Here is a 14,415-nt window from a genome sequence, read left to right as displayed (position 1 = left end):
GTCGAACAATCGATATATCCGAGAAATCGTTGATATATTGTAAGTTATGATAGATATATATCGAAAAAATCGTTGATATATTACCCCGCATTAACGGGCAGTAAAACTCCCACCTTAAAATTCGGCTGGAGCAAAGAAATTAGTTGGGAGATAAACTGCCCATAAATGCCCGATTGGTTCAACTAATAATCAGTGGGGGATTCCCCCCACTGATTAAAGTTTCACTTTATCGTTTCTCAATCGCCACAATAAATGGTGGGTTATTTTGCTGGTTAATGAAGCCATATCGCAGTACGTGAGCTTGTTTTTGGTCTAGTTCTTCGGCGAATTTGAGAACAGCGTCGCGTTCTACTTGTCCTTCTGGATGTCCGTGGTAAATGACAAGGACGATGATACCTTGAGGCGTCATTACTTCTAGTAATTGTTCAATTGCTGAAATTGTTGAGTTCGGTTTTGTGACGATATGTTTGTCTCCGCCAGGAAGGTAACCTAAGTTGAAAATTGCGCCTGTTACTTTTCCTTTTGCACCTTCTGGTAATACGGATAGGAGTGTATCGTGACTATCATGAACTAAAACAGTACGTTCGAAAAGTTCTTTTTCTTTTAGACGAGTTGTTGAGCTTTCAATCGCCTCTTTTTGAATATCAAATCCAAATACTTTTCCGTTATCGCCAACGATTTCAGCTAGGAAGCAAGTGTCATGGCCGTTTCCTAAAGTTGCATCTACAGCGTAATCGCCTTCTTTTACTGCCGTTTGCAAGAGAGTGCGAGCAAACGGTAATACACGTTCTAATTTCATTTTTGTTTCTCCTCATTTGCATATTTTCCTTGCCAGCTTCCGCGGCGTACAAATTCTGCATCGATGGAATTTAATACTTCCCATTTATTTAAGCTCCACATTGGACCAATCATTAAATCAGGTGGACCGTCACCTGTGATACGGTGCACAATTACGTCTTCTGGAATAATTTCAAGTTGGTCAACAACGAGATTTACGTAATCCTCAAGAGAAAGGAATTCTAGTTGTCCTTTTTCATATTGTTTCACCATTGGTGTTCCTTTTAATAAGTGAAGTAAGTGGATTTTAATTCCTTGTACATCAAGCTTCGCAACTTCACGAGCTGTTTCCATCATCATGTCGTAATCTTCAAGTGGAAGGCCGTTAATAATATGAGAGCAAACTCGAATACCATGCTTGCGTAATTTATTTACACCTTCCACATAAGACGGATAATCGTGAGCGCGGTTAATAAGGTTTGCAGTTCGTTCATGAACAGTTTGTAGTCCGAGTTCAACCCAAAGGTATGTGCGTTTATTTAAGTCCGCTAAATATGCAACAACATCGTCTGGTAAACAATCTGGACGAGTTGCGATAGAAAGACCGACAACGTCTTTTTCTGCTAGAAGCGGTTCGAATTTTTCTTTTAACACTTCAAGTGGTGCATGTGTATTTGTGTACGCCTGGAAATAAGCGATACATTTTCCGTCTTTCCACTTTGAGCGCATTTTTTCTTTCATTTCATGATATTGCGTTATAACATCATCGCGGCGATTGCCAGCGAAGTCACCAGATCCAGCAGCACTGCAAAATGTACAACCGCCATAAGCAACTGTACCATCACGGTTCGGGCAATCGAAGCCAGCATCTAATGAAACTTTAAAGATTTTTTCACCAAATTCATTTCGTAAATGGTAATTCCATGTATGATAACGTTTATTGTCGTTTGTATATGGAAAAGGGTTTTGAACCTTCATTATTTTCCCTCCTAAGCCGAGTCAAAATGAAACAAAATACATTATAACATACTCATAAGGTTTAGATGGAAGGGACACACTAAAGGGGAATTGAAGCAAGGAGGGACAATTATGGCAGAGCGTCAATCACTTGAATCGTATATTACACAAGCGGAACAAGCGGTGGAATATGCGAAAGAACAATTAGACCAAGGCATGAGACAAGAGCATTACAATACGATGGAGTATTCGGATGCGCAGTTACAATTAGAACAAGCATATAACGATTTACAAACGATGCAACAACATGCGAATGATGAGCAACGTGAGCAGTTAAATAGAGCACGTATGGCAATTCGCCAATTGCAACATCAAATGATTATTACACCCCACTAATAAGGAGTGAATGTAATGGCGAAACGTTCAGATCAAAATAACCCAGAGCAAAAAACGCAAAATGGACATAACGCAGAGTTTTCAAATGAACTTGATCCGATTGTTCAAGTAAAACAGCGTAACAGTAAAAAAGGACAACCGCAAAAATCGAAACAATCAGAGTAAACCAGGTCGAAATATGACCTGGTTTTATTTTGTTATATGACAATAATGTAAGATTGCTGTAAGGTTTGCCGATAGTTGTAAAATCACATTTCCAGTAGAGTAAGGGAGGATTACATTTTAGACAAGGAGTTGCTTTATGGGGAACAATATTACAAATAAACGAATTGATGAGTTAGATTACATTCGTGGCTTCGCACTACTGGGGATTATTTTAGTAAATATTCTTGCACTACTTAACATTAAAATTCCAGATCCTAATACAGTAGATGCCAGCTATCAAAGGTTTCTATACTTATTTGTAGAAGGTCGTTTCTTCTCAATTTTCTCATTCTTATTTGGAGTAGGATTCTATATCTTTATCTCTAGAGCAATTGCGAAGGGGAAGAATGGATATATTCTATTTCTACGCCGCTTAGTGGCACTATTTATTTTCGGTTTGATTCATTACATGTTTCAGCCTGGAGAAGCATTAACGTTATATGCAATTTGCGGGTTAATCGTTTTGCCATTTTATAAAGCGAAAAAAAAAGTGAACTTAGTTATTGGTCTTATTTTAACAATTGTTTTTAGTGTAATGGGTGTTAAAGAACTATTACCACTTGGCTTAATTTTATTAGGACTTGCTGCAGGACAATATCGTGTATTTGAAAATCTCACGCAGAACATAAAGAAAGTCGCTATTTTTACAGGTGTTATGTTTGTTTTAAGTGTCGTAGCTGTATGGTATCAATACGGGCACGTGCCTGCTGATCCATTTGTAAATATGATACTAATGAATGAAGATGGAACAATGGACGCTGCAAGCCAATTTTTAAAAATTGGTGTTACAGTGGGACCAATCATTTCAGCTTTCTATGTTGGAGCGTTAATTTTATTACTTCAATTAAAACCAGTTCAAACATTGTTAGCACCACTGAAATATTATGGACGTATGGCGTTAACAAATTATATTGGACAAACTGCAATGATTTTAATTGCCGGTAGTGTATTTAACTTTGCAGGAAACTTAACATACATGCAGACGTTATATGTGTGTATCGCAATTTATGCAATTCAAATTGTATTTAGTATGATTTGGATGAAAATCTTTAAGATGGGTCCACTAGAATGGATTTGGCGTGTTATTACGTATTGGACGGTAACACCTTTAAAGAAATAAAGTGAAACTTTAATCAGTGGGGGTCTTACTGCCCATTAAAGCGGGATAAAGAAAGAAGTGGGCTGTTCCTTTTGCGGAACAGCCTATTTGTATTGTCAGTTTTTGTCGGTAAGTCGATATATTTTGAAAATCGCTGATAAAAGTGAGGGAATCGCCGATATAATTTCATTTATCGATTTACTGTGTCAAAAAACGAACTAGTAGTAAAAGCCAAGCTTACAAGCACACCTTTTTTATATTACAAAAGTGTAAGGTAAATGTAATGTTAACAAATAGCAGTTCATCGCCAAAAGGCGCAAAATAGGTAATGGAAAAACAAGCGTAGGAGGATATATATGACGAAACCAGTTGTAGACGTGAAAAACGTTCAAAAAGTGTACGGTAAAAAAGGTGAGAATCAATCACACGCGTTAAAAGGTGTTTCATTCTCAATTCAAGAGGGTGAGTTTGTAGGGATTATGGGACCATCTGGTTCTGGTAAAACGACATTATTAAATGTAATTTCAACGCTGGATAAAGCAACGGGCGGCGTTGTTGAAATTGCAGGTACGGATATTACAAAAATGAAACAAGGTGAGCTTTCAGATTTCCGTTCACAAAAGTTAGGATTCATCTTCCAAGATTTTAATTTATTAGAAAACTTATCTATTTATGAAAACATCGCACTTCCACTTTCCTTGCAAGGTGTTCCATCACGTAACATTGGACCAAAAGTCGAGAAAGTAGCGGATATGTTAGGAATTACAGAAATACTTCAAAAGTACCCATCTGAAGTATCTGGTGGGCAAAAGCAACGTTCGGCAGCAGCGCGTGCTTTAGTGCATGAGCCTGCAATTATTTTAGGGGACGAGCCAACAGGAGCGCTTGATTCTAAAAATGCAGCGAGTTTACTTGATGCGATGACAAACTTAAATAAAGATCAAGGCGTATCTATTATGATGGTTACACATGATCCGTATAGTGCAAGTTACTGCCAGCGTATTTTATTCATTCAAGATGGTGAGCTATATAAAGAAATTCATCGAGGCGGTACACGTGAAGAGTTTTATAAAGAAATTTTAGACGTGCTTGCAGACTTAGGCACACAAAAAGCATAAGAAGGGAGGTTCTAGAGCATGTTATTTAAACTTTCCATGTCAGGGCTAAAAAGTAAGCTGAAAGATTATATCGTCTTACTTGTTGGTCTTGTCATGTCCATTTCAATTTTTTATATGTTCCAAACATTAGCGTTAAATGAGGCCTTCCTTAAGGAAAATTCTACTATTGGTCAAATTGGATTTGTATTCCAAGCAGGTTCATTTTTACTAGCTATTATAACGTTCTTCTATATTTTATATGCGAACTCTTTCTTACTATCTCTTCGTCAAAAAGAGTTTGGTATGTATATGATGTTAGGAGCAAAAAAGCATAAAGTTACATTACTTATGTTTATCGAAACAATCGTACTAGGTGCTGCGTCTCTTGCGATTGGTATTATAGTTGGAGTAGGCCTTGCAGAAGGTATCGGACAGCTATTAATGAAACAATTAGAATTTGCTGGTAAAGGCTATAAAGCATTTTATTTACCATCAATGACTGTTACTTGCATCTTCTTCTTTGCACTATTTGTATTATCCGCAATTATGAACAGTATTAAATTATCACGTATTTCTGTACTGCAACTTGTACATGCAGATGCACAAACAGAACGTGTTGCGGTAAAAGGAAAAATGACAGGTGTAGTTGCATTCCTTGCGGTTATTTTATTAGGAATGGGCTATGCATCAATGATTTACATGGAAAAACTAAGAGAAATGGGAATCATTATTGCATTAATTACAACAACAGCTGGTACTTACATGCTGTTTGGATCACTTCTCCCAGTCTTTATTAAAAAGTTAAAGGGTAATAAAAAGCGTAGTGAAAAAGGACTTAACGCTTTTACATTTGCACAATTAAATTTCCGTATTAATAGCCTAACAAAGGTACTTGCAACAGTAGCGATGTTAGTTGCTCTTGGAGCCGGTGCAATTTCAGGTGGTATGGCGTTTAAAAATAACGTTATAAAAATGGTTGATGGTTTAGTAATTTACGATTCAGTTGTTCATAATCCAACAGCTGAAGAAAAGAAAGTTTTAGACGGTATTACATTTAAAGAGAAAAATGAATATCGTTACAAAGTTGATAATAAATATATTTACTATGTAAAAGAAGATTTAGAGAAAAATCGTCCTTTAGTAAGAGATATGGCAAAGATGAAATCGATGAAGGATTTAGTGAACACGAAGAAAGTTTCAGCAGAACTGCCAGTAGGTGCAGTTTCTAGAGAAATGAATGAAAAAGATGCGAATGCTAAAGCACTTCCAGAAGAATGGGATGAGGCTTTTAGAACAATCCAGCCATTCTATGTACATGAAGATCATGCAATTAAAATTGTAGATCAAAAAATGTACGATACTGTAAATGGTAAAGAAGGAATTGTATTTACTGGAAAAACAGATGATTTTGAAGCACACATAAAAGAATGGAAAAAACTTGACGAGTTGCAACTAGATAAATATAAAAATATAGCAATTGAAAGATTAGATAGTAAATATCGAGCTTACGACATGTTCTATGGCGTTGCGAGCGGAACAGTATTTATGGGCTTCTTCCTTGGAATTGCTTTCTTAGCAATGATGGCAAGTTGTCTTATGTTTAAAATTCTTTCTGGTGCATCAAAAGATATTACGCGTTATCAAATGCTTCGTAAAATCGGGGTGCGCCGTGAATTATTAACAAAATCAATTTATAAAGAGTTATTCTTAGTATTCCTATTCCCAGCAATTGTAGGTATTGCACACGTATTAGTTGGTATGAATATTTTCGGATTTATTTTAATCGATCCGTACTTCCGTATTTGGGTGCCAATTGTAATTTTCGTAGTTATTTACACGATTTATTACTTCATTACAGTTCAATTGTATAAAGGAATTGTTCTTCCTAAGGAAGATTAATAAAAAAACCGAGCGAAACTGCTCGTTTTTTTTATTTTCAGAAAAAATACTTTGACGTTACTGAAATATATAATATAATGTAAATAAGTAACTTAATATAAAAGTAGAAGTAGCTGGATAGGGAAAGGAGGAATCCAATCTGTAGAAAGAAATTGAACTTTTATCCCCACATTTTTTACCGCAACGTATTTATACAATCGTAAGTTTCCACATTGAAAATTTTCAGAACCACCTGAGTATATTGTGAAAATAATGGATAACACATGGAAATCTCATAGCATGATAAGGTAAAATGGACAACATAATGAAAAAATTACCGTTCATAAGATGAGGAGAATACATGTATGGAAGTTGTAGAGCCATTAAAAGATATAAGCCAAATTGAGGCTATGAAAAAATATTTAAAAGAGCACTCCCAGCGAGATTATCTTTTATTTGTTATGGGAATTAACACAGGATTAAAAATTACAGAACTACTTAGTATGAAATTTGAAGATGTATTAAATGAAGATGGGACTGTTAAAGAGTTTTATACTCTTCCTGTGAAAGATGAAAAATTTAAACAAGATATTTATTTAAATACAAAAGTAAAAAAAGCGCTTTTAGATTACGTACAATCTATTGGCGTTAAAAGAGAAAATTACGTATTTCAATCTAATAAAACGCCAAATTCAATTACGCGCCAACAAGCGTATCGTGTAATTCATAATGCTGCAGAAGCAGTTGGAGTTGTTGGTAAGATCGGAACAAATTCAATGCGAAAAACGTTTGGATTTCATGCGTACAAAAGAGGGATAGCGATTGCGTTATTGCAAAAACATTTCCATCACGCAACTCCATCAGAGACGCTAAAGTATTTAGGTATCTCAAAGGATGAGCCCTTTAAAACGGAGATTGATGTCGATTTATAAAAGCCGTAACTAAAAAAATTAGGAGGCGGAAAATATGAATATTAGAGAGAGTGAACTGCCGGGTATTGGATGTAAGTTTGAAGTGATTACAAAAGGTAATGAAAAGGTGGTTATCGTTATTCATGATGATGGCCGAAGAGAAATGTACCATTTTGATGCTGATCATGAGGAGAGTATTTCAAGCGTTTCTCTTCGTGATTCCGAAGCGAGACAAATTGCAGCTATATTGGGCGGAATGGTATATAGACCACAAGCTTTAGATACAATTGAAATGGCTTTTGAAGGATTATCAATTGAGTGGTTTAAGGTGGAAAATAATGCACCAGTCGTACAAAAAACAATTGGTAGTTTACATGTCCGAAACACATATAACGTAACGATTATTGCCATTTTGAAAAAAAATATGAAGAAATTCTTTAATCCAGGTCCAGATTCTATCATTGAAGCTGGTGATATGCTCGTATTATCAGGCGAGAGACATGAAGTAAAAAGAATTATTAATGAGTTGCTTTCAGTAGGAGGGGATTCATAATCGATGGATACTTTAATCTTTGAAGTTGGAACTGCGTTAGTATTAGTCGCTTTTGCAGCTATTCTCGCTGCAAAGTTAAAGTTCTCGATTATTCCGTTTCTCATAATACTCGGCATGCTAGTGGGTCCCCATGCCCCAGATTTAGGGCTTATCGATTTAAGATTTATTGAAAGCGGAGAAGTTATTTCCTTCCTCGGCCGTGTTGGCGTTATATTCCTCTTATTCTATTTAGGCTTAGAATTCTCAATTAAAAAATTAATTAAATCAGGAAAATCAATCGCTTTTGGAGGAACTGTTCATATATCGCTTAATTTTATATTAGGTTTACTTTACGGATATATAATGGGTTTCCCCTTATTAGAAACATTAATTATTGCTGGGATCATAACAATTTCATCGAGTGCAATTGTTGCGAAAGTAATTGTTGATTTAAGAAGATCTGGTAATAAAGAGACGGAGCTAATTTTAGGAATCATTATGTTTGATGATATCTTTTTAGCGGTATATTTATCAGTCGTTTCAGGGTTAGTACTCGGAGGGGCAACGTCATTTGTAGGTGCTCTTACATCTATTTTAATCGCAGTAGGGTATATGTTATTATTCTTTGTAGTTGCTAGAAAAGCTACACGATTTTTAAATAAAATGTTAGATATTTCGTCCAATGAAATTTTTATTATTGTAATATTCGCTATTTTGTTCTTTGTAGCAGGATTTTCAGAAACGATTCATGTTGCAGAGGCAATTGGAGCATTATTACTAGGACTCGTTTTTTCTGAAACAGAGCATAGTGATCGAATTGAACAGCTCGTTGTTCCGTTTCGTGATTTCTTTGGAGCTATATTCTTTTTCAGCTTCGGTTTAAGTATAGATCCATTTTCACTTGGCGGAGCAGTGTGGTTGGCATTAGGAGCAGTTTTCATTACTCTTATCGGTAATTTTACCGCTGGAATGGTTGCGGGGCGTAAAGCGGGATTATCGCATAAGGCTTCTACGAATATTGGTTTAACACTTGTATCACGCGGAGAGTTTTCCATTATCGTCGCGAATATTGGAATTGCGGGTGGCTTAATGGCAACGATTAAACCATTCTCAGCCTTGTATGTTTTAATATTGGCATCGTTAGGACCTTTGTTAACGAAAGAATCTGGGAGAATATATTCTTTACTAGATAAAATATTTAAATGGAGCGCTAAAGAACGTGCGAAGCGAGAAAAAGAAGCTGGATAGTCCACCCTTTTATATATTGTTACTGTTGTCATTTTTTGTCGGTAAGTCGATATATTTTAATAATAGCTGATATATTTGTAGTTGCGCCGATATATTCTAATAATCGCTGATATAATCCAAGTAGCAATCAGTATAATTTCATTTACCGATGAACCGTTATCTGAATTTCATCAACTATTAATCAGTTGCCTTCCTATTTAAAAACGACTACAATTTTACTGTTATATATATGAACGAAAAAAATAGAATAGGAGGGGAAACTATGCCAAGGAAAGTATGGCTATTAGTAGCTGGGATGATTATTAATGTCACGGGTGCTTCTTTTTTATGGCCTTTTAATACAATTTATTTGCATGATCACTTAGGAAAATCTTTATCTGTGGCCGGAATGGTATTAATGATTAACTCGCTTACTGGTGTAATCGGAAACTTGCTCGGCGGTGTTTTATTTGATAAATGGGGCGGTTATAAATCAACTTTAGTAGGGATTGTGATTACACTTGTATCAATTTTAGGTCTAGTGTTCTTCCACGGTTGGCCTTTATACGTTGTGTGGCTAGCGTTAATCGGCTTCGGTTCTGGAATGGTCTTCCCATCGATGTATGCGATGGTCGGTACAGTTTGGCCAGAGGGCGGAAGACGAGCATTTAATGCGATGTATGTTGGACAAAACGTTGGTATTGCGATTGGAACAGCGTGTGGTGGATTAGTTGCTTCGTATCGTTTTGATTATATTTTCTTAGCGAACTTTATTTTATACTTTGTTTTCTTCTTAATTGCTTTTATTGGATTCCGTGGTATGGAAGACAAGAAGGAGCCAGGAGTACAAAAAGAAGTCGAAACGAAAAAAGGTTGGTCACTTACACCTGGATTTAAAGCACTTCTTATCGTGTGTGTAGCATATGCTTTATGCTGGGTTACATACGTACAGTGGCAAGGTGCAATTGCAACACATATGCAAGAATTAAACATTAGTCTTCGTCATTATAGTTTATTATGGACGATAAACGGAGCAATGATCGTTTGTGCGCAACCACTTGTTAGTATGCTAATTCGCTGGATGAAGCGTTCTTTAAAACAGCAAATTATGATTGGGATTTTCATTTTTGCGGCGTCATTCATTGTGTTAAGCCAAGCGCAGCAATTTACGATGTTCCTCGTTGCGATGATAACATTAACAATTGGTGAGTTATTTGTATGGCCTGCGGTTCCAACGATTGCAAATATACTTGCACCAAAAGATAAATTAGGTTTTTATCAAGGGGTTGTAAATAGTGCGGCGACTGTAGGGAAAATGTTCGGGCCGGTCGTTGGCGGAGCAATTGTGGATTTATACAATATGGAAGTATTGTTTATAGCAATCATGGTAATGCTTGTAATAGCGCTTATAGCAACGAGCATTTATGATAAACGAGTAAAAGTAGAAGAAACAGTTGAAGAAAAAATTGCAGTTTAGTTTGACGGAACATGTAACATGTTTTAGAATATATTTAAATAAAACAACCTTTAGAACAAGGGAGATAGCTCGGCTGTCTTAAGATGAATTCGTTAGTTATTAAGAGTAACGATTAACCGAGAAGTCCTCGCTTTAAGTAAGCTCTTAAGAGATACTAGGTGAAGGATAGTTCACTTAACTTATATGTGTAATAACAGTGAGAAGGAGTAGTAGTAATAGAAGCTGGTTTAGAGAGTTGACGGTCGGTGCAAGTCAATCCACGTTTCGTTATGAACTCGCCTTTGAGTTGCAGTTGTGAAACTAATAGTAGCAATTGCCGTTAATCCACGTTACGGATCTAAGCGAATGTATATTTGTACATTAATTTAGGGTGGTACCGCGGGAATCTATAACCTCTCGTCCCTTTCTAGGGATGAGAGGTTTTTTGTATTTTGGGCGGTGAAAATAAATAGAATTTCAAGGAGGGTATCTCATGAGCTTTAATCATCAAGAAATTGAGAAGAAGTGGCAAGGGTACTGGGAAGAGAATAAAACATTCCGTACGCCAGATGAGACAGAAAAACCAAAATTTTATGCACTAGATATGTTCCCATATCCATCAGGTGCAGGCCTACACGTAGGACATCCAGAAGGTTATACAGCGACAGATATTTTATCTCGTATGAAGCGTATGCAAGGATATAATGTTCTTCATCCAATGGGATGGGATGCATTCGGTCTTCCAGCAGAGCAATATGCACTTGATACTGGAAACAGCCCAGCTGAATTTACAGAGCATAATATTAATACGTTCCGTAACCAAATTAAATCATTAGGTTTCTCTTACGATTGGGACCGTGAAGTAAATACAACAGATCCAAACTATTACAAGTGGACACAATGGATTTTCCTAAAACTATTTGAAAAAGGCTTAGCTTACGTTGATGAAGTACCTGTAAACTGGTGCCCAGCACTTGGTACAGTACTTGCAAACGAAGAGATCATTGACGGTAAGAGTGAGCGCGGTGGACATCCAGTTGAGCGTCGTCCGATGAGACAGTGGATGTTAAAAATTACAGCTTACGGAGATCGTCTATTAGAAGATCTAGATGAGCTTGATTGGCCTGAAAGCTTAAAAGATATGCAACGTAACTGGATCGGTCGCTCTGAAGGTGCAGAAGTACATTTCAACATCGACGGTACAGGTGAGAAGTTCACAGTTTTCACAACACGCCCTGATACACTATTTGGAGCAACATACTGTGTACTTGCTCCGGAACATGCACTTGTTGCAGAAATTACAACAGCAGAACAAAAAGAAGCGGTAGAAGCTTACATTAACGCTGTAAAAATGAAGAGTGACCTAGAGCGTACAGAACTTGCGAAAGAGAAAACTGGTGTATTCACTGGTGCTTACGCAGTTAACCCAGTAAACGGTGAGAAATTACCAATCTGGATCGCTGACTACGTTCTTGCAACTTACGGAACAGGTGCTGTAATGGCAGTTCCAGCTCATGATGAGCGTGACTATGAATTCGCATCAGTATTCAATCTTCCAATGAAGGAAGTTGTAAAAGGCGGAGACATTACGAAAGAAGTGTACACAGGTGATGGTGCACACGTAAACTCAGCATTCCTTGATGGTTTAAATAAAGAAGAAGCAATCGCAAAAATGATTGAATGGCTTGAAGTAACAAGCGCAGGAAATCAAAAAGTAACGTACCGTCTACGTGACTGGTTATTCAGTCGTCAACGTTACTGGGGTGAGCCAATTCCAGTAATTCACTGGGAAGATGGCACAATGACAGCTGTGAAAGAAGAAGAATTACCATTAGTTCTTCCAAAAACAGAAAACATCCGTCCTTCAGGTACAGGTGAATCACCACTTGCTAACATTGATGAGTGGGTAAATGTTGTTGACCCTGAGACTGGTAAAAAAGGTCGTCGTGAAACAAATACAATGCCACAATGGGCTGGTAGCTGCTGGTATTACTTACGTTACATCGATCCAAACAATAGTGAAGCACTTGTAGATCCTGAAAAAGTAAAACAATGGCTTCCAGTTGATATTTATATCGGCGGAGCAGAACACGCTGTACTTCACTTACTATATGCTCGTTTCTGGCACAAAGTATTATACGACATCGGTGTAGTTCCAACGAAAGAGCCGTTCCAACAATTATTCAACCAAGGTATGATTCTAGGTGAAAACAACGAGAAAATGAGTAAATCAAAAGGTAACGTTGTAAACCCTGATGATATCGTAGCAAGCCACGGTGCAGATACACTTCGTCTATACGAAATGTTCATGGGACCATTAGATGCTTCAATCGCTTGGTCTGAAAATGGCCTTGATGGAGCTCGTCGTTTCCTAGACCGTGTATGGCGTTTATTCGTTCAAGAGAACGGTGAATTAAGTGAGAAAATTACGGATGCACCAAATAAAGAGCTTGAAAAAGCTTACCACCAAACAGTGAAGAAAGTAACAGAAGACTATGCAGAGCTTCGCTTTAACACAGCGATTTCTCAAATGATGGTATTCATCAACGATGCATACAAAGCTGAAACACTTCCGAAAGAATATGTAGAAGGTTTCGTAAAAATGATTGCACCAGTTGCACCTCACATCGGGGAAGAGCTATGGAGCAGACTTGGATACAATGAAACAATCACATATGCAAGCTGGCCAACATTTGATGAGTCTAAACTTGTAGAAGATGAAGTTGAAATCGTTGTTCAAGTCATGGGCAAAGTTCGCGCGAAACTAACAATGAGTAAAGACGCATCAAAAGAAGAAATGGAACAACTTGCACTTGAAGCAATTCAAGACCAAATTGAAGGGAAAACAGTTCGTAAAGTAATTGTTGTTCCTGGAAAACTTGTTAACGTTGTTGCAAACTAATTAACGCTAAATAAAAGCTCAGAGCATTTAGGCTCTGAGCTTTTTTGTGTAGAAAATCATCTCTGGATTAGATTAGTCTAAGTTTTTAATTATTCCATTACGTACAAATAAAAGAGCGGAATTCCCATACAGACAAACACCTATTTTTCTATAGGAAATATGATAAAAAAGGTAGGCTAAATTGAGTAGAAGAGGTGAAAGGAATGAAAGGGATGGACAATAATGCACCACATGGCTTCTTCGGAGGTGGATCGGGTAGTTATGAACAAATGATGTTAATGGGAGGAGCTGACCAACAAGGATACGGTGGAATTCCGAGCTGGATGGGTGGAGGCTCGGGCGGATTTCCAACATCGGTAGCTGGCATGCAAACTGGAATGCCTACATCAATGGGAGGCTTTTCGACAGCAGGGGTTGGAATGCCTACAGTAACAGGAAGCTTCCCAACATCAGTAGCTGGCGTACAGACAGGATTTCCAGTAGGAGCACCAACTACATTTCCTTCTTTCGTTGGAGGAGTGCAGACAGGATTTCCGGTACCAGGAATAGGTGTTGTAGCTGGAGGAATAGGTGGGTATCCGCAAGTTGTTCACGGTCATCATGGACATCACCACCATCAAGGCCATCATGGACACCATCATCACCAAGGTCAACACGGTCATCATGGACACCATCATCATCAAGGTCAACACGGCCACCATGGTCATCAACAACAAGTACATCACCACGGTCACCACCACATTCATCCGCAAGCTGTTCTTTATCAAATGCACCAAGGCCAACAAGGTCAGCACGGCCACCATGGTCAGCACAGCCAACACGGTCAACAGCACCAACAATACCAACAGTATCAACAACAATCTTCTCCTTGGACAGGAGGAATTGGAGCAGGAGGAGCAGGGGCAGCGGCAGGAGCGGCTAGTATTAGTGGAGCAGCAGGGCACGCTGGACACGTGGGTCATTAATGAATTCCAGAAAA

Annotated in this window: 13 protein-coding genes and 1 other annotated feature; of the genes, 11 read left to right on the top strand and 2 right to left on the bottom strand. The window is 37.7% G+C overall.

All coding sequences use genetic code 11. The features are described 5' to 3' along the window. Positions 1-226: 226 nt before the first annotated feature. Both mnmM and mnmL read right to left on the bottom strand, forming a co-directional pair. Positions 227-799: a tRNA 5-(aminomethyl)-2-thiouridylate-methyltransferase MnmM gene (gene mnmM / locus MR143_RS21815; RefSeq protein ID WP_000764494.1), complete on the bottom strand. Its 573-nt coding sequence runs from the start codon at positions 797-799 to the stop codon at positions 227-229. Then, complete coding sequence (gene mnmL / locus MR143_RS21810) at positions 796-1,755, bottom strand: tRNA modification radical SAM protein MnmL/YtqA (RefSeq protein WP_000868042.1); 960 nt, start codon at positions 1,753-1,755, stop codon at positions 796-798. The genes mnmM and mnmL overlap by 4 nt, the downstream gene beginning before the upstream one ends. 111 nt (positions 1,756-1,866) lie before the next feature. On the opposite strand from mnmL, the gene MR143_RS21805 reads away from it, so the two are divergent. From MR143_RS21805 to MR143_RS21755, 11 genes are all read left to right on the top strand, one after another. Next, a complete protein-coding gene (locus MR143_RS21805) occupies positions 1,867-2,130 on the top strand; it encodes a YtzC family protein (protein ID WP_000840869.1) in 264 nt (87 codons plus the stop codon). Positions 2,131-2,145: 15 nt separating this feature from the next. Next, positions 2,146-2,295: a hypothetical protein gene (locus MR143_RS21800; protein ID WP_001129340.1), complete on the top strand. Its 150-nt coding sequence runs from the start codon at positions 2,146-2,148 to the stop codon at positions 2,293-2,295. 136 nt (positions 2,296-2,431) lie between these two features. Then, on the top strand, positions 2,432-3,454 hold the full coding sequence (locus MR143_RS21795) for a DUF418 domain-containing protein (RefSeq protein WP_000527703.1): 1,023 nt from the start codon (positions 2,432-2,434) through the stop codon (positions 3,452-3,454). A gap of 335 nt (positions 3,455-3,789) precedes the next feature. Further along, entirely contained in the window at positions 3,790-4,551 is a 762-nt protein-coding gene (locus tag MR143_RS21790) for an ABC transporter ATP-binding protein (RefSeq protein ID WP_000165843.1), read from the top strand. A gap of 18 nt (positions 4,552-4,569) precedes the next feature. Next, positions 4,570-6,429 (top strand): FtsX-like permease family protein, encoded by a 1,860-nt coding sequence (locus MR143_RS21785; protein WP_000897754.1) that lies wholly within the window; start codon positions 4,570-4,572, stop codon positions 6,427-6,429. Positions 6,430-6,773: 344 nt separating this feature from the next. Next, entirely contained in the window at positions 6,774-7,340 is a 567-nt protein-coding gene (locus MR143_RS21780) for a tyrosine-type recombinase/integrase (RefSeq protein ID WP_000454232.1), read from the top strand. A 34-nt stretch (positions 7,341-7,374) separates the two neighbouring features. Then, positions 7,375-7,872, top strand: a complete 498-nt coding sequence (locus tag MR143_RS21775) for a cation:proton antiporter regulatory subunit (protein WP_001026060.1) — start codon at positions 7,375-7,377, stop codon at positions 7,870-7,872. A 3-nt stretch (positions 7,873-7,875) separates the two neighbouring features. Beyond that, complete coding sequence (locus tag MR143_RS21770) at positions 7,876-9,099, top strand: cation:proton antiporter (RefSeq protein WP_000380175.1); 1,224 nt, start codon at positions 7,876-7,878, stop codon at positions 9,097-9,099. 262 nt (positions 9,100-9,361) lie between these two features. Further along, positions 9,362-10,555 carry an MDR family MFS transporter gene (locus MR143_RS21765; RefSeq protein ID WP_001137559.1) on the top strand — a complete coding sequence of 398 codons (1,194 nt, stop codon included), beginning with the start codon at positions 9,362-9,364 and terminating at the stop codon, positions 10,553-10,555. 187 nt (positions 10,556-10,742) lie between these two features. Continuing rightward, positions 10,743-10,962 (top strand) — a binding site (T-box leader). A 65-nt stretch (positions 10,963-11,027) separates the two neighbouring features. Then, positions 11,028-13,436 carry a leucine--tRNA ligase gene (gene leuS, locus MR143_RS21760; protein ID WP_242280962.1) on the top strand — a complete coding sequence of 803 codons (2,409 nt, stop codon included), beginning with the start codon at positions 11,028-11,030 and terminating at the stop codon, positions 13,434-13,436. A gap of 203 nt (positions 13,437-13,639) precedes the next feature. Further along, on the top strand, positions 13,640-14,401 hold the full coding sequence (locus MR143_RS21755) for a hypothetical protein (RefSeq protein ID WP_242280961.1): 762 nt from the start codon (positions 13,640-13,642) through the stop codon (positions 14,399-14,401). Positions 14,402-14,415 lie beyond the last annotated feature (14 nt).

Origin of the sequence: Bacillus cereus group sp. BfR-BA-01347 (genome assembly GCF_022663835.1) — a bacterium.
Classification (GTDB): Bacteria; Bacillota; Bacilli; order Bacillales; family Bacillaceae_G; genus Bacillus_A; species Bacillus_A thuringiensis_K.
This window is presented reverse-complemented; position numbering and strand designations above follow the sequence as displayed.